19 protein-coding genes, 1 pseudogene and 1 riboswitch are annotated in these 17,930 nt (G+C 74.5%); of the genes and pseudogenes, 10 read left to right on the top strand and 10 right to left on the bottom strand.

The window, feature by feature from the left end; all coding sequences use genetic code 11:
* Positions 1 to 186: 186 nt before the first annotated feature.
* The 4 genes and pseudogenes from ACZ6KO_RS08340 to ACZ6KO_RS08325 all read right to left on the bottom strand — a co-directional run.
* A pseudogene (locus tag ACZ6KO_RS08340) lies at positions 187 to 1,817 on the bottom strand (cobyric acid synthase); the annotation flags it as partial.
* Positions 1,814 to 2,779: a cobalamin biosynthesis protein gene (locus ACZ6KO_RS08335; protein ID WP_469301777.1), complete on the bottom strand. Its 966-nt coding sequence runs from the start codon at positions 2,777 to 2,779 to the stop codon at positions 1,814 to 1,816. The gene ACZ6KO_RS08335 and the pseudogene ACZ6KO_RS08340, both read right to left, overlap by 4 nt.
* Positions 2,780 to 2,835: 56 nt before the next feature.
* Positions 2,836 to 2,946: riboswitch (cobalamin riboswitch) on the bottom strand.
* Positions 2,947 to 3,085: 139 nt separating this feature from the next.
* A complete protein-coding gene (locus tag ACZ6KO_RS08330; protein ID WP_469301775.1) occupies positions 3,086 to 3,307 on the bottom strand; it encodes a hypothetical protein in 222 nt (73 codons plus the stop codon).
* Positions 3,308 to 3,336: 29 nt separating this feature from the next.
* Entirely contained in the window at positions 3,337 to 4,602 is a 1,266-nt protein-coding gene (locus ACZ6KO_RS08325) for an inorganic phosphate transporter (protein WP_469301772.1), read from the bottom strand.
* Positions 4,603 to 4,934: 332 nt separating this feature from the next.
* On the opposite strand from ACZ6KO_RS08325, the gene ACZ6KO_RS08320 reads away from it, so the two are divergent.
* Together ACZ6KO_RS08320 and ACZ6KO_RS08315 are read left to right on the top strand one after the other, a co-directional pair.
* Entirely contained in the window at positions 4,935 to 6,065 is a 1,131-nt protein-coding gene (locus ACZ6KO_RS08320; RefSeq protein WP_469301770.1) for an alpha/beta hydrolase family protein, read from the top strand.
* A gap of 171 nt (positions 6,066 to 6,236) precedes the next feature.
* Entirely contained in the window at positions 6,237 to 7,649 is a 1,413-nt protein-coding gene (locus ACZ6KO_RS08315; RefSeq protein ID WP_469301768.1) for a hypothetical protein, read from the top strand.
* Between the two features lie 46 nt (positions 7,650 to 7,695).
* Here the strand turns inward: ACZ6KO_RS08315 and ACZ6KO_RS08310 are convergent, their stop codons facing one another.
* Positions 7,696 to 8,100, bottom strand: coding sequence for a VOC family protein (locus ACZ6KO_RS08310; RefSeq protein ID WP_469301766.1), 405 nt, complete (start codon positions 8,098 to 8,100; stop codon positions 7,696 to 7,698).
* 80 nt (positions 8,101 to 8,180) lie between these two features.
* The gene (gene ypfJ, locus ACZ6KO_RS08305) at positions 8,181 to 9,071 is read right to left on the bottom strand and encodes a KPN_02809 family neutral zinc metallopeptidase (RefSeq protein WP_469301764.1); all 891 of its coding nucleotides are present in this window, start codon (positions 9,069 to 9,071) and stop codon (positions 8,181 to 8,183) included.
* A gap of 305 nt (positions 9,072 to 9,376) precedes the next feature.
* Between ypfJ and ACZ6KO_RS08300 the strand changes: the two genes are divergently transcribed.
* The 8 genes from ACZ6KO_RS08300 to ACZ6KO_RS08265 all read left to right on the top strand — a co-directional run bounded on the left by ACZ6KO_RS08300 (position 9,377) and on the right by ACZ6KO_RS08265 (position 14,837).
* Entirely contained in the window at positions 9,377 to 10,975 is a 1,599-nt protein-coding gene (locus tag ACZ6KO_RS08300; protein ID WP_401447300.1) for an ABC-F family ATP-binding cassette domain-containing protein, read from the top strand.
* 407 nt (positions 10,976 to 11,382) lie between these two features.
* Complete coding sequence (locus ACZ6KO_RS08295; RefSeq protein ID WP_030233427.1) at positions 11,383 to 11,604, top strand: helix-turn-helix domain-containing protein; 222 nt, start codon at positions 11,383 to 11,385, stop codon at positions 11,602 to 11,604.
* 139 nt (positions 11,605 to 11,743) lie between these two features.
* Positions 11,744 to 12,523 (top strand): enoyl-CoA hydratase/isomerase family protein, encoded by a 780-nt coding sequence (locus ACZ6KO_RS08290; protein ID WP_469301762.1) that lies wholly within the window; start codon positions 11,744 to 11,746, stop codon positions 12,521 to 12,523.
* A gap of 88 nt (positions 12,524 to 12,611) precedes the next feature.
* The gene (locus tag ACZ6KO_RS08285; protein ID WP_469301760.1) at positions 12,612 to 13,049 is read left to right on the top strand and encodes an Asp23/Gls24 family envelope stress response protein; all 438 of its coding nucleotides are present in this window, start codon (positions 12,612 to 12,614) and stop codon (positions 13,047 to 13,049) included.
* A 60-nt stretch (positions 13,050 to 13,109) separates the two neighbouring features.
* Entirely contained in the window at positions 13,110 to 13,295 is a 186-nt protein-coding gene (locus ACZ6KO_RS08280; RefSeq protein WP_401447294.1) for a hypothetical protein, read from the top strand.
* Positions 13,296 to 13,302: 7 nt separating this feature from the next.
* Positions 13,303 to 13,680 carry an Asp23/Gls24 family envelope stress response protein gene (locus ACZ6KO_RS08275; RefSeq protein ID WP_469301757.1) on the top strand — a complete coding sequence of 126 codons (378 nt, stop codon included), beginning with the start codon at positions 13,303 to 13,305 and terminating at the stop codon, positions 13,678 to 13,680.
* Positions 13,677 to 14,276, top strand: a complete 600-nt coding sequence (locus ACZ6KO_RS08270) for a DUF6286 domain-containing protein (protein WP_469301753.1) — start codon at positions 13,677 to 13,679, stop codon at positions 14,274 to 14,276. The genes ACZ6KO_RS08275 and ACZ6KO_RS08270 overlap by 4 nt, the downstream gene beginning before the upstream one ends.
* 6 nt (positions 14,277 to 14,282) lie before the next feature.
* Positions 14,283 to 14,837, top strand: coding sequence for an Asp23/Gls24 family envelope stress response protein (locus ACZ6KO_RS08265; protein WP_469301751.1), 555 nt, complete (start codon positions 14,283 to 14,285; stop codon positions 14,835 to 14,837).
* A 77-nt stretch (positions 14,838 to 14,914) separates the two neighbouring features.
* Here ACZ6KO_RS08265 and ACZ6KO_RS08260 read toward each other — a convergent pair whose 3' ends face one another.
* The 4 genes from ACZ6KO_RS08260 to ACZ6KO_RS08245 form a co-directional block, all read right to left on the bottom strand.
* The gene (locus ACZ6KO_RS08260) at positions 14,915 to 15,670 is read right to left on the bottom strand and encodes an SDR family oxidoreductase (RefSeq protein ID WP_469301749.1); all 756 of its coding nucleotides are present in this window, start codon (positions 15,668 to 15,670) and stop codon (positions 14,915 to 14,917) included.
* Positions 15,671 to 15,680: 10 nt separating this feature from the next.
* Positions 15,681 to 16,478, bottom strand: a complete 798-nt coding sequence (locus ACZ6KO_RS08255) for an SURF1 family cytochrome oxidase biogenesis protein (RefSeq protein WP_469301746.1) — start codon at positions 16,476 to 16,478, stop codon at positions 15,681 to 15,683.
* A gap of 104 nt (positions 16,479 to 16,582) precedes the next feature.
* Complete coding sequence (locus ACZ6KO_RS08250) at positions 16,583 to 16,816, bottom strand: hypothetical protein (RefSeq protein ID WP_401447283.1); 234 nt, start codon at positions 16,814 to 16,816, stop codon at positions 16,583 to 16,585.
* A gap of 129 nt (positions 16,817 to 16,945) precedes the next feature.
* Complete coding sequence (locus tag ACZ6KO_RS08245) at positions 16,946 to 17,917, bottom strand: DEDDh family exonuclease (RefSeq protein WP_469301741.1); 972 nt, start codon at positions 17,915 to 17,917, stop codon at positions 16,946 to 16,948.
* Between the last annotated feature and the right edge of the window lie 13 nt (positions 17,918 to 17,930).

Here is a 17,930-nt window from a genome sequence, read left to right as displayed (position 1 = left end):
CGCCGGGGGGGGGGGGGGGGCCCCCGGGGCCCCCCGGGGGGGGGCCCGGCCCCCCCCCCCCCCCCCCCCGGGCGCTGGGGGGGGGGGGGCTGGGGGGCGGCCCCCCCGGTCCTTGAGCCGCGCCGACGACCGAGGCGCGGGTCCGGGGCGGGCCCCCGCACACCCGGCCTCGTCGACGTGGGAGGCGCCGCGGGCACGCACTGCGGTAGCCGACGGCGGGCACGGGGGCCGGGCGCCCGCACCCGCCGGCCCGTCAGCGCACGACGCGGCCCGGCCCGTCATGGCGCGCCCGGGGGCAGGAACGGCAGGCCCGCGGGGGCGCCGCCTTCGATCAGGCGCAGCAGGGCGTTCGTGTCCGCGTGTTCCTCGATCAGGTCGCCCAGCAGGTCCAGCTGCTCCTCGCGCAGTGCGCCGAACGAGGTGTCCGGGGACGGGACGAAGCGGCGGCCCGAGGCCGCGGCCACCTCACGGAGGAACGCCCGGCGGAAGGCGTCCGACTCCAGCGAGCCGTGCCAGTGCGTGCCCCACACCGCACCCACCCGGCACCCGTCGAGGAACGGCTCACCGCCCAGCACCTCGGCCACGCCGTGGTGGATCTCGTACCCCGTGACCGGTTCGCCCAGCGCCGTGCCGGCCGGCCGCGCCAGGGTCTTCTCGCGCGCGAAGCGGACGCGTACCGGCAGCAGCCCGAGGCCGTCCACCACCCCCGCCCGCGACTCGACCTCGTCCTCGATCCGCTCGCCCAGCGCCTGGAAGCCGCCGCAGATGCCCAGCACCGGACGGCCCTCCGCCGCCCGCCGCGCCAGCGCGTCCGCCAGCCCCCGCTCCCGCAGCCACGCGAGGGCGTTCACCGTGCCGCGGGTGCCGGGTACGACGACCAGGTCCGCGTCGGCCAGTTCCTCGGCCCGGTCCACGAACCGCACCACCACGCCCGGCTCCGCCGCCAGCGCGTCGACGTCCGTGAAGTTGGACATCAGCGGCACCGCGCACACCGCGACCCGCAGCACGTCCTCGCCCACCGGGGGCGCCACCACCGACTCGCGGACCGCGCCGCGCAGCGAGACCCGCAGGCCGTCCTCCTCGTCGATGCCCAGCCCGTGCTGGAAGGGCAGCACCCCGTACGTCGCCCGGCCGGTGATCGAGCGCAGCATCTCCATGCCCGGCTCCAGCAGCGAGACGTCGCCGCGGAACTTGTTGACCAGATAGCCGGCGATCAGGGACTGGTCCTCGGGGCTCAGCAGCGCCGTCGTACCGAAGAAGGACGCGAAGACCCCGCCCCGGTCGATGTCGCCGACCACGACGACGGGGAACCGCGCGGCGCGCGCGATGCCCATGTTCACGATGTCGGTCCGGCGCAGGTTGATCTCGGCCGGACTGCCCGCCCCCTCGCAGATCACGGCGTCATACGTGCCCCGCAGCTGCTCCAGGCAGTCCGTGACCACGCCCAGCAGCTGTTCCTGCCGGCCGCCGTGGTAGCCGCGCGCGCTCATCTCGCCGACCGGCCTGCCCAGCAGGACCACCTGGCTGCTGCGGTCGCTGCCGGGCTTGAGGAGCACCGGGTTCATCAGGGCCGTCGGCTCGACGCGCGCCGCCTGGGCCTGCATGGCCTGGGCGCGGCCGATCTCGGCGCCCTCGCGGGTGACGAAGGAGTTCAGGGACATGTTCTGCGCCTTGAACGGCGCCACCTTCACGCCCTGCCGGGCCAGCCACCGGCAGATGCCCGCCGTGACCACGCTCTTGCCGGCGTCCGAGGTCGTTCCCGCGACCAGCAGACCGCCGCCCGGGCCGCCGCCCGGCCCCCTGCCCGGACCGCTCATCCGCGCCCACCCCTTCCGATGCCCGCGCGTGACATGGCGTACCGCAACGCCACGCATGACCCCAGTGCCAGCCATGTCACCTGCCGCGACAGCCGCACCGCCCGCTCGATGTCGCCGACCGCCACCGGCCGCCCCCGTTCCCCGTTCAGCACGGCCCGGTGCTCGACCCGGCCGCCGTAGGCCAGGGTGCCGCCGAGCCTGACGCCCATCGCCCCCGCGAAGGCGGCCTCCACCGGGCCCGCGTTGGGGCTCGGGTGGGCGGCGGCGTCGGCGCGCCAGGCCCGCAGCGCGCCGCGCCGGTCCGGGCCGGCCAGGACCGCGGCGAGCGCCGTCAGCCGGGCGCCGGGCCAGCCGGCGACGTCGTCGAGGCGGGCGGAGGCCCAGCCGTAGCGCAGATGGCGCGGCGACTTGTGGCCGACCATCGCGTCCAGGGTGTTCACCGCGCGGAACGCCACCAGCCCCGGCACCCCGGCCACGGCCCCCCACACCAGGGCGCCCACCACGGCGTCGGAGGTGTTCTCGGCGACCGATTCGACCACCGCCCGCGCGATCTGCTGGTCGTCCAGGGCCTGCGGGTCGCGGCCGCACAGGTGCGGGAGCCGCTCCCGGGCCACCTCGGTGTCCCCGGCCGCGAGCGCGCCGCCGATGGCGCGCGCCTCCCGGCCCAGGGAGGTCCCGCCCACCACGGTCCAGGTGGCGGCCGCGGTCAGGGCGATCCGTACGGCGGCGGGGCGGGTGCGCACGGTGCGCGCGGCGAGGGCGCCGAGCGCGGCGGCGCCGCCCACGCAGACGGCGGTGTGCAGGGCGCCGCGGCGCCGGCTGTCGCGCCACAGGGCGCGCTCGACGGCGGCGGCGGCCCGTCCGAAGGCGGCCACGGGGTGCCCGCGGCGTGGATCACCGAGGATCCGGTCGCCGATCAGGCCCGCCGCGGCGCCGTACGCGAAGACGCGATCGGCACGCATGGGACAGGTAGGTCCTCACTCAGGGTCCGCGCCCTGGTTGACGTGTCCGGCGGCGAGAGTTCCTGGCTCCCGGCGGCTGACGTCCGTCTCGCTCGTACCGCTCGACGACCACGTCCGCGCGCCGGTGACAGTGGCGGGACCGCGCCGGATTCGCACCGGACTTCCTCTCCATGCCGCCGTGCTGGCCCGGGCAGTCCACCACGCACCGCGAACGCCCGTCAACTCGCCGTTGACCTGCCCAAACGAAGAACTCCCCCGGGGCGTGGCCCGGGGGAGTCCTCGGTGGTGCGTGCGGCGCGTGCCGGCTCAGGCGACGATCAGGTAGATCCCGTACGAGACGGCCGCCGCGCACAGCGCGAAGCAGACGTACGCGCCGCTGCGCGCCAGGGTGGCGGCGCCGCCGCGGGCGGTGGCGGCCTCGTGCCTGGAGAGGCCGACGATGCCCAGGACGAACAGGGTCACGAGGGCGACGGTCGCGGAGAGACTGACGCCGAAGACGGTGCCGAGTGCTGCCCAGTCGATCTTCATACTGCTGAATCCTCTGTGGTATTCGCTCGTCAGACCGCGGGCGCCGGAGCGGCCGGGGTCTCGCCGGACGCGTGCGCCGGGGCCGGGATGGTGGCCTTGAGGTCCTCGTCGGTGACGGCGGCGGTGGTGCCCACCGGCGGCACGGCGACGGCCGCGATGGCGGTGGTGACCACGCCGGGCGTCTCGGCGGCCGGCTCGAGGTCGTTGACGTTGTGGTGGTCGACGACCTGGCGGCGCGAGATCAGCCAGATGGCGAGGCAGGAGCCCACCAGGAACACGGTGACGGCGGCGATGCCGATGTCACCGGTGCGCATGACGTACTCGGCGGCGGCGGAGACCAGCGCGGCGGCCGGCAGGGTCAGGCCCCAGGCCACGAACATGCGGGTCGCGGTGGACCAACGGACCACACCGCCCTTGCGGCCCAGACCCGCACCCATGACCGCGCCGGAGCACGAGTGGGTGGTGGACAGCGAGAAGCCGAGGTTGGAGGAGGCGAGGATGACGGACGCGGCCGAGGTCTGGGCGGCGAAGCCCTGCTGCGGCTGGAGGTCGGTCAGGCCCTTGCCCATGGTGCGGATGATGCGCCAGCCGCCCAGGTAGGTGCCGAGCGCGATGGCCACACCGGCGGAGACGATGACCCACACCGGCGGGTTGGCGCTGGCGGGCAGGGCGCCGCCGGCGACCAGGGCCAGGGTGATGATGCCCATCGTCTTCTGGGCGTCGTTGGTGCCGTGCGCGAGGGAGACCAGACCGGCGGAGGCGATCTGACCTGCCCGGTAGCCCTTGGCGGAGGTCTTCTCGCCGACGTTCTTGCCGAGCTTGTACGTGACCTTCGTGGCGAGCATCGCGGCGACACCGGCGACGATCGGGGCCGCGATGGCCGGCAGGAGCACCTTGGTGACGAGCGTGCCGCCGTTGACCGCGCCGAGACCGGCGGAGGCGACCGCGGCGCCGACCAGACCGCCCATGAGGGCGTGGGAGGAGCTCGAGGGGAGCCCGACCAGCCAGGTCACGAGGTTCCAGAGGATCGCGCCGACCAGGGCGGCGTAGATCACTTCTGGCTGGATGCCCTCTTCGTTGACCAGGCCCTTGGAGATCGTCTTGGCGACCTCCACGGACATGAACGCGCCGACGAGGTTGAGCACGGCGGACATGGCCACCGCCGTCTTGGGCTTGAGGGCGCCGGTCGAGATGGTGGTCGCCATCGCGTTGGCTGTGTCGTGGAAACCGTTCGTGAAGTCGAACACGAGAGCGGTGATGATCACGATCCCGAGGAGAAGCGTTATGTGCTCCATTTACCCAGGCTTCTGTGGGACGTCAGTGGCTCGACGACCGTAGGCAACCTGGGTGAACGGAAAGTGAACTGACTCGGGCGTGGTGGTGTATCGGCCAGGCATGGGTTCGGGCCACTGGTCCCGATTCTGTCGTGGTTACGTCGATTTATGCACGTCAGAGGCGGGTGAACACGGGCGAACGCACCCGTTTCCGGCCGCCCCGGCCGGTTCTCCCGGGGTCCCGAAGAGACTCAGATCACGCGCAAGCGGAATCCCGCGTCGCGTGTCCCCCGCCCGGCCGCGCCGCCCGTCCTCCACTGGCCGTGCCGCCCGTACCGTCCGACACTGGAGCGGTGCGCACCGCTACCGCGACGGCAGCCACCGTCACCGCCACCTTCGTCGGGGCCGCGGCGGCCGCCGTCACGGCCGGCCGGTTCGCCGCCGACGCGGCCCTGCGGCACGCCCCCGGCCGCCCGCTGCCCGGCGGACCCCGCCTCAGCGTCCACTCCACCGCCGCCGGCCGGGTCGCCCTGACCCGCTCGCTGGCCTCGCTGCGCCCCGGTACGTACGGACTGGACGCCCCCGGCGTGCACGCGATCGCCGGCCCCGTCCTGGCCGACGCCCCGCACCACCCCGACACCGTCGTGCGGCGCCTGGTCGGGGTCACCCACGGCAGCCTCGAACCCGGCGTACGGGTCGACCTCACCCCCCAGGTCCACCTCGGCAACCCGCGCACCGCGCTCGGCCTGGACCACGCCGACGTGGACGTCCCGGGGGAGCTGGGCGGCCTGCCCGCCTGGTTCGTGCCCGCCGCCCGCGACACCTGGGTGATCACCGTGCACGGGCTGGGCGCGAGCCGCGAGCACCCGATGGTGGTGATGCCCTTCCTCCACCGCCACCAGCTGCCGGTCCTCGACCTCGCCTACCGCGGCGACCTCGGCGCCCCCGCCTCCCCGGACGGCCTCGGCCACCTCGGCGAGTCGGAGTGGCGCGACGTCGACGCCGCCATCCGCTACGCGCTGCGCTTCGGCGCCCGCCGCGTCGTCCTGCACGGCTGGTCCACCGGCGCCGCCATGGCCCTGCGCACCCTGGAGCGCTCGGGGGTGGCCGACCGGATCGCCGGGCTCGTCCTGGACTCCCCGGTGCTCGACTGGCACGCCACCCTGCGGGCGCTGCTCGTCGCCCGCCGCACTCCGGCCCCGCTGCTGCCGCTGGCCGTCCGCGCCGCCGAGAGCCGTGCGGGACTGCGGGCCGACCACCGGCCGCCGGGCGCCGACCCCGCCGCGCTGCGGATCCCCGTCCTGATCTTCCACGGACCCGACGACACCATCGCCCCCTGGGAGCCCTCCCGGGCACTGGCCGCCGCCCGCCCCGACCTCGTCACCCTGCGCACCGTCCGGGACGCACCCCATGGGGCGATGTGGAACGCCGACCCCGCCGGGTACGAGGAGGCGCTGCGCCGCTTCCTCACCTCCCTGGTGTGAACACCGCAGCCGGCGCCCGCCGGCGCCCTGCAGGGGATGTCCGGCCGAGGCCGCCGGTGCCGGGCACCGCACGGCGAACGGGGCATTTTGTGGCGATATCAACCCCTGTTCACCAGCGGTAACGGCCCATTCCGTTTGGGCTTTCGGCCGGTGACGGGCGAGACTGCTTCCGTGACGTCCCGAAAGCCTGATGAGCAGTTGGCTCGCGACTCCAGACTCCGACTCGTCTCCGCGCGTTCGGTCGCCACCGCCCGCAAGGCGGTCACCGACCGGCGCACCCGGCCCGCGCCCCGGCCGCCCGCGGGGACCCCCGCCCCGGCCGACCTCGCGAACCGGGCCCGGGCCTCACTCGACGACGCGGTACGCCTCGCCCGTTGGGCCGAGCGCCACCTCGGCACGGCGGACGGCTCCCGCCCCGCGCCCGCCGGGGCGCTGCCCGCCCAGGACGTCGAACGGGCCGCCGGGGAGCTGGCCCTGACGCACGGCCAGATCCGGGCCGGCTGGGACCGCGCCCGGCTCGCCGGCCTCGTCGAGGTGCACGGCGGAGCCGCCCGCCCCGGCTGGCGGCTGAGCGCCTGGGACCGCGACGACACGGCCGTACTGCGCGGCTGGGTCGCCCTGTTCGACGCCTGGTCGCTGGTCCACCCCGCCCCGGCCGACATCGCCCCCGCGGCCGTCGCCGAGGTCGTCGAGGCCATGCCTCAGGTGCTCTCCCTGCTCCAGCTGTCCGCCGGGCCCGTCACCGTCCCCGTCCTGCTCGACCTCCTCGGCCAGCGCGTCGCCGAACTGCGCGACGAGCGCTGCGAGGTGCCCTACGACCTCCAGGACCCGGCGCCCGCCCCCGACGCCGCCGACCGGCCCGTGCCGCTGGCCCGGCTGCTGCGCTGGGCGCTCGGCGGGCTCGCCGCCGTCGACGCCGTCACCCTCGGTCCGGCACAGGCCACCCTGACCCCGCTGGGTAGTTGGGCGGTCTGGGTCAAGCTGGAGCAGATCTGCGTGGCCGCGCAGAGCCCCGCCGGCAACATCGAGCAGTCCGCCGCCGCCATGCTGCACGGCTGCGCCCGGCTCACCCCCGGCCCGGCCCGCGCCGAGTACCGGGCCTGGCTCGCCGCCCGGCCCGTCGGACACGCCGTCAGCGAGCTGCTGCACGCCGCCCGCGGCGAGGACGCCCTGCTGCGCGGGCTCGCCTTCGAAGCGCTGCGCGTCGTCGGCGCGCCCGCCGAGCCCGAGGTCCGCGCCGCCGCCCGTGAGGCCGGGCTGCGCCCGTACGCCCTGCTCTGGCTCGCGGAGCACGACGGACTGGACCCCGACGACGCCCACGACGTGCTCACCGCGGAGGAGTCGACCTGGCTGTGGGTGGACACCGCCGCCGCCATCGCCGACCACGGCGAGGCCGAACTGCTCGCCCGGCACCTGGACTCGGCCGTGCGCACCACCGTCCCCCGGCTGCTCGACGAGGTCCGCGCGGTCGGCCACCCCCGCACCGTGCAGGTCCTGGTCGCCCTCGCCGCCGCCCACCCCGACCCGGCCCTGGCCAAGGCCGTGCGCCGGGCCGCCTTCCAGGTCCACACCGGCGGCGCCTGATCCCGGCGCCGGGCCGCGCGGCCGGGGCCTCACCCCGGCGGCACCCTCACTCCGAGGTGGTCGCCGGGGCGTACGTCCCGAAGCTCCAGATGTTGCCCTCGCCGTCGCGCGCCATGTAGTCCCGCGACCCGTAGTCCTGGTCGGTCGGCTCCATCAGGATCTCCACCCCGTGCTCCACCGCCCGCCGGTGGTGGGCGTCCACGTCCTCCACCACCACGTACACCCCCGAGGGGCCCGCGCCGGTCATCGCCTTGTCGAAGACGCCGCCGGTGCCCTTGCTGCCCAGCATCACCACGCCGTTGCCGTACGCCAGCTCCGCGTGGACCACCGAGCCGTTCTCCCCCTCGTACACCGCGACCCGGGTGAACCCGAAGGCCTCCGTCAGCAGCTTGATCGCCGCCTGCGCGTCGCTGTAGACCAGCGCCGGACTGATGGACGGGTTGCCTGTCATGACGATCACTCCCTTTCGTGAATGTGACCCACGACACAGTCTGGCAGGCGGTGGTGGCGGGAGGTCCCACCGGCGCCGGCTCACCGGAAGGTGTTGCACTGCGCCATGTCACCCGTCCGGTACCCCTGGTAGAACCACTGCTGACGCTGCTCGGCCGAGCCGTGCGTCCACGACTCCGGCGTCACCCGGCCCTGGACCTTCTCCTGGATGCGGTCGTCGCCGACCGCCGCCGCCGCGTCCAGCCCGTCCCGGATGTCCTCGTCGGTCAGCGAGGTGATCAGTGGCCGCCCGGTGGACTCGTCCGGGGTCCGCGTCGCGTGGTGCGCCCACACCCCGGCGTAGCAGTCGGCCTGCAGTTCCACCTTGACGGCGTTGCTGCCGGCGCCCTGCCGCCCGTCCTGCGCCCGCTGGAGGGTGCCGGTCAGGTTCTGGATGTGGTGCCCGTACTCGTGGGCCACCACGTACGCCTGGGCGAACGGGCCGCCGGTGGCCCCGAACTGCGTCCGCAGCTCGTTGAAGAACCCCAGGTCCAGGTAGACCCGCTGGTCGGCCGGGCAGTAGAAGGGGCCGACCGCCGAGGTGGCCGCGCCGCACGCGGTGTTCACCCGGCCGGTGAAGAAGACCGTCTGCGCCGGGCGGTAGGTGCCGCCGCGGCGCGCGAACTCCTGGCGCCAGAAGTCCTGGGTGCTGTTGACCACCGCGACCAGCCGGCAGTCCTCGCGCGCGTTCGCGTCCCGGCCCGTCCGGCAGTTCTGCTGCACCTGGGCGATGGAGGAGGAACCCACGGAGGGCTCCTGGTCCCCCGACGACAGCCCCAGGTTCTCCGGTCCGACGCCGAACAGCAGGCCCAGCACCAGCGCGATGATGCCCGCGATGCCGCCGCCGATGGTGGCCCGGCCGCCCGGGATGCGGCTGCCGCGCACGTCCTGGACCTCGGACGTGTCCAGCTGGGCGTCGTCGTCGAACTGCATGCCGCACCGCCTCGGTCTCCGCTTGTCCGCCGGCGCGGCCCACCGTCCGCTCCTGCGGTGAGTATCAGCCCATTCATCCCGGTACGCGCCCCGGCCGACGGGCGGGGTCCGTGCACCGGAAGGGGGCGGGGGAGGCGTGGGCCGTAAGGGGCTCACAGGGTGCTCGACCCCACACCCGCAGCCCGAAAACTCCTTGCACACCCCCGCTAGAATGAACCCCATGGCAAATCTCCTCGCGGATTAGCGGCGTCGAAGCGACGCGTCCCGCCCCCCTTCCGCCGTACCCACCGCCCTGGAGTATTTCCGTGATCACCGCCACCGGCATCGAGTTGCGCGCCGGCGCCCGCATCCTCATCGAGGCCGCATCCTTCCGCGTCGCCAAGGGCGACCGCATCGGCCTCGTCGGCCGCAACGGAGCGGGCAAGACCACCCTCACCAAGTGCCTGGCCGGCGAGGGCCAGCCCGCGGCCGGCAGCATCACCCGCTCGGGTGAGGTCGGCTACCTGCCGCAGGACCCCCGCACCGGCGACCTGGACGTCCTCGCCCGCGACCGCATCCTCTCCGCGCGCGGCCTGGACACCCTGCTCAAGAAGATGCGCGCCAACGAGGACCGCATCGCCAACGGCTCCGGCGCCACCCGCGAGAAGGCGCTCAAGCAGTACGAGCGCCAGGAGACCGAGTTCCTCACCAAGGGCGGGTACGCCGCCGAGGCCGAGGCCGCCACCATCTCGGCCGCCCTGGGGCTGCCCGACCGCGTCCTGGGCCAGCCCCTGCACACCCTCTCGGGTGGTCAGCGCCGCCGCGTCGAGCTGTCCCGGATCCTCTTCTCGGACGCAGACACCCTGCTGCTCGACGAGCCGACCAACCACCTCGACGCCGACTCGATCGTGTGGCTGCGGGACTACCTCAAGACCTACCGCGGCGGCTTCATCGTCATCTCCCACGACGTCGACCTGGTCGAGACGGTCGTGAACAAGGTGTTCTACCTGGACGCCAACCGCTCGGTGATCGACGTCTACAACATGGGCTGGAAGCTCTACCAGCAGCAGCGCGAGGCCGACGAGAAGCGCCGCAAGCGCGAGCGCCAGAACGCCGAGAAGAAGGCCGCGGCCCTCAACTCGCAGGCCGACAAGATGCGCGCCAAGGCCACCAAGACCGTCGCCGCCCAGAACATGGCCAAGCGCGCCGAGCGCCTGCTGTCCGGCCTGGAGGCCGTGCGCGTCTCCGACAAGGTCGCCAAGCTGCGCTTCCCCGACCCCGCGCCCTGCGGCAAGACGCCGCTGACCGCCGAGGGCCTGTCGAAGTCGTACGGCTCGCTGGAGATCTTCACCGACGTCGACCTGGCCATCGACAAGGGCTCCCGCGTGGTCATCCTCGGCCTCAACGGCGCCGGCAAGACCACCCTGCTGCGGCTGCTGGCGGGCGCCGAGAAGCCGGACACCGGCGAGGTCACCCCCGGTCACGGCCTCAAGCTCGGCTACTACGCCCAGGAGCACGAGACCCTCGACCCCGAGCGCACGGTCCTGGAGAACATGCGCTCCGCGGCCCCCGACCTGGACCTCGTCCAGGTGCGCAAGACGCTGGGCTCCTTCCTCTTCTCCGGCGACGACGTCGACAAGCCGGCCGGGGTGCTCTCCGGCGGCGAGAAGACCCGGCTGGCCCTGGCCACGCTGGTGGTCTCCTCCGCCAACGTCCTGCTGCTCGACGAGCCCACCAACAACCTCGACCCGGCCAGCCGCGAGGAGATCCTCGGCGCGCTGCGCACGTACAAGGGCGCGGTCATCCTCGTCACGCACGACGAGGGCGCGGTCGAGGCGCTGGAGCCGGAGCGGATCATCCTGCTCCCGGACGGCGTCGAGGACCTCTGGGGCCCGGACTACCGGGACCTGGTCGCCCTGGCCTGACCGGCTCGGCGCCCCGGCCCGACCGGCCGGGTCGCCCCGGACCGACCGGGGTCAGCCCAGGTTGACCCGTTGATCGAAGCCCTTCTGGATCATTCGGCTCACCGGTGATCCATCATCTGAGTGAGACGGTCTCGTACCCCCGCTCGCTCTGCGTCGGCCCCGGTCGCACCCTCCGTGGTGATGCGGCCGGGGCGGATTTATTCCCACCGCCGCCCCTGACCTGGACGTTCCCCGTGACGGTTGCGGAGCGTGATCGAAGCCTTGCTGCGGAAGAGAAGATTCCGTTCTGCTCGGGCGTCCACGGGCCGGGAAATGGCGTCGTACCGACCTTGCTGAATGGGTGGCCAGGAAGCCCGGGAGGGGTGATCATGAGAAGTCCAGAGCGCACTTCCCATGAGGAGGCACGGGTGGCCGAGACTCTGAAGAAGGGCAGCCGGGTGACCGGCGCCGCGCGCGACAAGCTCGCGGCAGACCTGAAGAAGAAGTACGACTCCGGTGCGAGTATCCGGGCGCTGGCCGAGGAGACCGGCCGGTCCTACGGGTTCGTCCACCGGATGCTCAGCGAGTCCGGAGTCATTCTGCGCGGTCGCGGCGGCGCGACCCGCGGCAAGAAGGCGGCCTCGGTCTGACCGGCGCCGCCGCCTGATCCACCGAAACCGGTTCCTTCGGTGACCCCCGGTCGGCCATCCGGCCCGCCGGGTGGTTACTGTGCAGTCACTTATCGCCGACGGCCGATCCCTACGGCCCGACTGCACCGGAGGCACCCTGATGGCTCTGCTCGACAAGGACGGCGTACGGCTCACCGTCGACGACACGATCGCCACGGTGACGCTGACCAATCCGGCCAAGCGAAACGCCCAGTCCCCCGCGCTCTGGCGGGCGTTGGCGGAGGCCGGGCGGTCGCTGCCGGGCACCGTCCGGGTCGTGGTGCTGCGCGGTGAGGGCAAGTCCTTCTCCGCCGGCCTGGACCGGCAGGCCTTCACGCCCGAGGGGTTCGAGGGCGAGCCCTCCTTCCTCGACCTGGCGCGCGGCTCCGACCAGCTGCTCGACGACACCATCGCCGAGTACCAGGAGGCGTTCACCTGGTGGAGGCGCAACGACATCATCACGATCGCGGCGGTGCAGGGGCATGCGATCGGCGCGGGCTTCCAGCTCGCGCTCGCCTGTGACCTGCGCGTGGTCGCCGACGACGTGCAGTTCGCCATGCGCGAGACCAGCCTCGGACTGGTGCCGGACCTCGGTGGTACCCAGCCGCTGACCTCCCTCGTGGGCTACGCCCGCGCCCTGGAGATCTGCGCCACCGGCCGCTTCGTCCACGCCGAGGAGGCCGAGCGCACCGGCCTGGCCAACCTGGTCGTGCCCGTCGGCGAGCTCGACGCCGCCGTGGCGGACCTGACCGCCGCCCTGACCGCGCCGCCGCGCGACGCGGTCGTGGAGACCAAGGCGCTGCTGCGCGGCGCGGTCACCCGTCCGTACGAAGACCAGCGCGTCGCCGAGCGCGCCGCCCAGGCCCGCCGGCTGCGCGACCTCGCCGGTCTCTCGGACTGACGGCCGCGCCCACCGGCCGGGCATGAGCGGGCGGCGCGGGGGCAGGGCGCTTACGGTGGTCGGGAGTCCGCACGCGCGAAGGGACAGGATGATGAGCGAATCCACATCCGCAGGCCCCCCTCGGGAACCGGCCGACCGGGGCCGCACGTCGATCGCCGACGGAGTGGTCGAGAAGATCGCCGGCATGGCCGCCCGCGAGGTCGTCGGCGTCCACGCCATGGGCAGTGGCCTCTCCCGTACCTTCGGCGCGGTCCGCGACCGGGTGCCCGGCGGGGCCAAGGCCTCCGTGACACGCGGGGTGAAGGCCGAGGTCGGTGAGGTCCAGACGGCGATCGACCTGGAGATCGTCGTGGACTACGGCGTGGCGATCCGGGACGTCGCCCGCGCGGTCCGGGAGAACGTCGTCGCGGCGGTGGAACGGATGACGGGCCTGGAGGTCGTCGAGGTGAACATCGCCGTCATCGACGTCAAACTCCCCGACGAGGAAGACGAGGAGCAGGAGCCCGGCACCACCCGGATCCAGTAGCCGCCGGATCCCGCAGCCGCCGGATCCCGCAGACGGCGGTATCCGCCGAGAGGAGCCCGCATGAGTATGGCGGTCGCCGGCCTGCTGGCCGGCATGGCCCTGGGATTCGCCGGGTACTTCGGCGGATTCGGAGCGTTCCTGCTGGTGGCCGCCCTGGGCGCCGTCGGCTTCATCGCCGGCCGGTTCCTCGACGGGGACCTGGAACCCGGCGACTTCTTCCGCCCGCGCGGCGACCGGCGCCGGTGACCCCCCGATGACCACACCACGGGCCACCGCGCCCTCCCGCGCCACCCGGGTGCCGCCGGCCGAGCGCGGGGCCACACAGATCGCCGACCGGGTCGTCGCCAAGATCGCGGCCAGGGCGGCCCGCGAGGCGCTGGGCGGCCCGCCGCCCGGCGGTACGGCGCCGCACGCGACCGTCACCGTGCACCATGACATCGCCCGCGTCCGGATCAGCCTCGAACTCGGCTACCCCGGCGACCTCGCCGCCCAGTGCGCCGAAGTCCGCCGCCACGTCACCGAGCGCGTCGAGAGCTGCGCCGCCATGACCGTGCCGGAGGTGGACATCGACATCGAGCACCTGCACGCCGCGCACACCGGGCCCGGCAACCGGCGGAGCCGGCTGCGATGAGCGCGGCCCCCACCGAGGCCGCCGTCCCCGGGAGCCCGGCACCCGCCGGCCGCGCGCGCCGGTTCCGCTCCACCCGCCGGATCCCGGCCGCGCTCACCGCGCTCGCCGTCCTCGGGGCCGCGGGCCTCTTCCTCTACGACCTGGTCGCCGTACGGACCGAGCGCCCCGGCATGCGCTGGCGCCGCGAACTCGCCCGCCAGCTCGACCGGCACACCCTCGCCGAGGCCGCCGTCGTCACCGGCGCCGGGCTCCTGGCCCTGGTGGGCCTGGTGCTGCTGGTGCTCGCCTGCACCCCGGGCCTGCGCGGGGTGCTGCCGATGCGGGCACCGGCCGCCGGGATGCGCGCCGGACTCGGCCGCAAGGGCGCCGCCCTGCTGCTGCGCGACCGGGCCATGGAGGTCTCCGGCGTGCAGTCCGTCCGGGTCGCGGTGCGCCGCCGCCGCGTCACGGTGCGGGCCGCCTCGCACTTCCGCGAACTGGACGACGTACGGGCGGACCTGGACGCGGTGCTCCGCGTGGGCCGCGAGGAACTGGGCCTGGCCCGTGAGCTGCCGCTGCGCGTGCGGGTCGTGCGGCGCGCCGCCGGGAAGGGGTGAGGGGACATGCTCCGCCGGGTCAACCGGATCGTCCTCGGCCTGATCGGCACCTCGCTGCTGGCGGCCGGGGCCGTCGTGCTGATCGGCACCTGGCCGTTCGCGGGCCGGCACGAGCCGCTGCTCAGCGAGGCCCGCCGACGCGGTTTCCACGCCGAGGGATGGCGGTGGTGGGTGCTGCTCGCCGCCCTCGCCCTCTGTGTCGTCCTGGCGCTGTGGTGGCTGCTGTCCCAGCTGCGCCGCCCACGCCTGCGCGCCGTCCTGGTGGACACCGGCGACGGGGCGTACGCGACGCTGCGCGGCCGGGCCCTGGAGGAGGCGGTGGCGGCGGAGTGCGGAGCGCTGGGCGGTGTCGCGGCCTGCCGCGTCCGGCTCCAGGGCCGCCGCGGCGCGCCCGTCCTGCGCATCGCCCTCAGCCTGGAGCCGTACGCCGTGCCCGCCGACGTGGCGGCTGCGCTCGCGGGGCCCGTCCTGGAGCGGGCCCGCGCCTCCGCGGGCCTGCCGGACCTGTCCGCCGAGGCGCGGCTGACCATCACCGGGCACCGGGCACGGCGGGTGCTGTAGCACCCCGGACGCGGGTACCCCGGGACGAGGACCTCGGGACAAAGGCCCCGGGGCGAGGGCACCCGTATGCGAGGTGGTCAGAAGCCGTGCCGGGCGCCGCCGTCCACCGGCACCATGATCCCGGTCAGGTACGACGCGGCGGGCGAGAGCAGGAACGCCGCCGTGCGGCCGAACTCCTCCGGCGTGCCGTAGCGCCGGAGCGGGATCCGGGACTCGTGGCCCGCCCGGGCCGCCGCCGGGTCGCCGGAGAGGGCGTCCAGCTCGCGCACCCGGTCGGTGTCGATCCGGGCCGGCAGCAGCCCGACCACCCGGATGCCGCGCGGGCCCAGTTCGTCGGAGAGCGACTTCGCGAAGCCCGCCAGCCCCGGGCGCAGCCCGTTGGAGATGGTCAGCCCCGGGATCGGCTCGTGGACCGAGCCCGACAGGACGAAGCCGATGACCCCGCCCTCGCCGAGTTCGGCGGCCGCGGCGCGGGCCATCCGTACGGCGCCCAGGAAGACGGACTCGAAGGCCGCCTGCCACTGCGCGTCGGTGTTGTCCGCCGCGGAGCCGGGGGCCGGACCGCCGACGCTGACGAGGACGCCGTCGAAGCGGCCGAAGCGCTCGCGGGCGGTCTCGACGAGCCGGCGGGCGGCGTCGGGGTCGGCGTTGTCGGCGGCGACGCCGACCGCGTTCGGGCCGAGCGCGGCGGCCGCCTCCCGCGCGCGCCGCTCGTCCCGTCCGCTCAGGACGACCTTCGCGCCGTCGGCGGTCAGTTCGCGGGCGGTCGCCAGGCCCAGGCCACGGGTGGCGCCGGTGACGACGTAGACACGGTCCTTCAGTCCAAGATCCATGCCCGACACGCTACGCCGTCGCGGCCGTGGCCTCCTCGGCGGGCGGGCTGCCGACGGCGGCCGCCTGTTCGCGGTCGCGCCGCTCGCGCCGGACGAGGACCACCCAGCCCACCGGGACCCCGGCCGCGAACAGCCACCACTGCACGGCGTACGCCATGTGCGCGCCGATGGAGTCGTGGTCGGGCGCGCCGACCGGGTCGGGGCTGCGGTCGGCCGGGACCGGCGCGGTCAGCTCCAGGTAGCCGCCGAGCACCGGCCTGCCCAGCGCCTGCGCCTGCTGCCCGCTGTTGATCAGCATCACCTGGCGGTCCGGCAGGCCCTTGCGGTCCTTGATGCCGCTGCCGCCGCTGGTCTCGTCGGCCTTGAGCCGGCCGGTGACGGTCACCTCGCCCGCGGGCGGCGCGGGCACCGGGGGGTAGGCGCGCGGGTCGCCGCCGCCCGGCACCCAGCCGCGGTTGACCAGGACCACCCGGCCGTCGGTGAGGACCAGCGGGGTCAGCACGTGGAAGCCGACCTTGTCGTCCGCGTTGGTCCGCATCCGCACCACGACCTCGTGCGCGCTGTCGTACGTACCGGTGGCCGTGACCGCGCGCCAGTAGTCGGAGCGCGGGACCGTGTGGCCGGGGGAGGTGAGGTCGGTCACCGGCACCGGCTGCGCCGACAGGGCGGCCGCGATCAGCTCGTTGGACGCCACCCGGCGCTCGTGGCGGTGGAACTGCCAGAACCCCAGCTTGATCATCACGGGGATGAGGACGAGGACGACGAGGGTGAGGCACACCCACTGCCGGGTCAGCACAAAGCGGTACACGCCATCGACGGTACCCCGCGCGCGAGCGGCCCCGGCGGCCGGGTGGCCGGCCGGGGCCGGGGGGAACGGGGGGAGGGGCGACGGGCGACGGTGGGGGAGGGAGATCAGACGCGGTCGACGATGCCCACCTTCCCCTCCGAGCGGGCGCAGTGGGCTCCGCAGAACCACTGCCCCTCGACCTCGACACCCTGCCCGATGATCTGGACCCGGCAGTGCTCACAGATGGGCGCCATGCGGTGAATGGCGCAGGAGAAGCAGTCGAAGACGTGCACCGCGCCCTGCGCGTGCACCTCGAAGGACATGCCGTAGTCGTTTCCGCAGACCTCGCAACGAGCCATGCGCCGCATGCTCCGGAGCGCGCCCGCGCGGAGCAAGATCCAGCGGGGTGAGTCGTCCGTGCCGCACCCGCCCGGCGCAACGGCGGCCGGGTGCGCCGGGGATGCCGGGCCCCGCGGCCGGCCCGGGCGTCAGTCCCCGGCCGGGGCCACGTCGCGCAGCAACTGGGTGAAGGCCGCCTCGTCGACGACCGGAGTGCCGTACGCCTTGGCCTTGACCGTCTTGGACGTGGCCGAATCCGGATCGTTGGTCACCAGCAGCGAGGTGAGCCGCGACACACTCGTGGCGATGTGCAGGCCCGCCTCGACGGCGCGGTCCTCCAGCAGCTCGCGCTCCACGGAGGTGTCACCCGAGAAGGCGACCCGCATGCCCTGCCGCAGGCCCTTGCCGTCCTCGAAGCGCCCCGGGTTCGGGTACGGGCACGCCGGGCGCTTGCGCGCGGGGCGCCAGCTGACGGAGCGGTAGGACGCCTGGTGGCCCACGCGCGGGGTGGCGGGGGAGTCCGACCACTCCGTCAGCGGCCGGCACTCCAGCAGCGGCAGGCGTACGCCGTCCCGCGCCGCGGCGTGCAGCGAGGGCCGGAAGGCCTCGGCCAGCACCCGCGCGTCGTCGAGCGCGTGGTGGGCGCGCTGCTGGACCACGCCGAAGTGCGCGGCCAGCGACTCCAGCTTGTGGTTGGGCAGCGGCAGGTTCAGCTCCTTCGACAGGGCGATGGTGCACAGCCGCTGACGGACCGGCGCCGCGCCCTCGGCCCGCGCGTACTCGCGGGCGATCATCTGCCAGTCGAACATGGCGTTGTGCGCGACCAGCACACGGCCCGCGAGCCGCCCGGCGAACTCCTCGGCGATGTCCTCGAACAGCGGGGCGTCCGCGAGCATGTCGCTGGTGAGCCCGTGGATCCACACCGGCCCCGGATCGCGCTGCGGGTTGACCAGCGTGTACCAGTGGTCCTCGACCTCGCCCCGCGCGTCGAGCCGGTAGACGGCGGCCGACACGATCCGGTCGTCGCGCGCGAGCCCGGTGGTCTCCACGTCGACGACCGCGTACCCCTGGGGGTACGCGGTCGGCCAGGTCGTCTCTGCGGTCGTGCGGTCGTCGAGCATGGTCACAGAGGAT

Source organism: Streptomyces sp. NPDC042102, assembly GCF_055582305.1.
Note: the sequence above shows the minus strand (reverse complement) of the source record. Positions and strands in the feature narration are given on the sequence as shown.

What these genes read in the sequence shown, in the direction of transcription:
- ACZ6KO_RS08335 (WP_469301777.1), bottom strand. Translation starts at nt 2,779, where the DNA reads ATGCGTGCCGATCGCGTCTTCGCGTACGGCGCCGCGGCGGGCCTGATC.
- ACZ6KO_RS08330 (WP_469301775.1), bottom strand. Translation starts at nt 3,307, where the DNA reads ATGAAGATCGACTGGGCAGCACTCGGCACCGTCTTCGGCGTCAGTCTC.
- ACZ6KO_RS08325 (WP_469301772.1), bottom strand. Translation starts at nt 4,602, where the DNA reads ATGGAGCACATAACGCTTCTCCTCGGGATCGTGATCATCACCGCTCTC.
- ACZ6KO_RS08310 (WP_469301766.1), bottom strand. Translation starts at nt 8,100, where the DNA reads ATGACAGGCAACCCGTCCATCAGTCCGGCGCTGGTCTACAGCGACGCG.
- ypfJ (WP_469301764.1), bottom strand. Translation starts at nt 9,071, where the DNA reads ATGCAGTTCGACGACGACGCCCAGCTGGACACGTCCGAGGTCCAGGAC.
- ACZ6KO_RS08290 (WP_469301762.1), top strand. Translation starts at nt 11,744, where the DNA reads ATGGCTCTGCTCGACAAGGACGGCGTACGGCTCACCGTCGACGACACG.
- ACZ6KO_RS08285 (WP_469301760.1), top strand. Translation starts at nt 12,612, where the DNA reads ATGATGAGCGAATCCACATCCGCAGGCCCCCCTCGGGAACCGGCCGAC.
- ACZ6KO_RS08280 (WP_401447294.1), top strand. Translation starts at nt 13,110, where the DNA reads ATGAGTATGGCGGTCGCCGGCCTGCTGGCCGGCATGGCCCTGGGATTC.
- ACZ6KO_RS08275 (WP_469301757.1), top strand. Translation starts at nt 13,303, where the DNA reads ATGACCACACCACGGGCCACCGCGCCCTCCCGCGCCACCCGGGTGCCG.
- ACZ6KO_RS08270 (WP_469301753.1), top strand. Translation starts at nt 13,677, where the DNA reads ATGAGCGCGGCCCCCACCGAGGCCGCCGTCCCCGGGAGCCCGGCACCC.
- ACZ6KO_RS08265 (WP_469301751.1), top strand. Translation starts at nt 14,283, where the DNA reads ATGCTCCGCCGGGTCAACCGGATCGTCCTCGGCCTGATCGGCACCTCG.
- ACZ6KO_RS08260 (WP_469301749.1), bottom strand. Translation starts at nt 15,670, where the DNA reads ATGGATCTTGGACTGAAGGACCGTGTCTACGTCGTCACCGGCGCCACC.
- ACZ6KO_RS08250 (WP_401447283.1), bottom strand. Translation starts at nt 16,816, where the DNA reads ATGGCTCGTTGCGAGGTCTGCGGAAACGACTACGGCATGTCCTTCGAG.
- ACZ6KO_RS08245 (WP_469301741.1), bottom strand. Translation starts at nt 17,917, where the DNA reads ATGCTCGACGACCGCACGACCGCAGAGACGACCTGGCCGACCGCGTAC.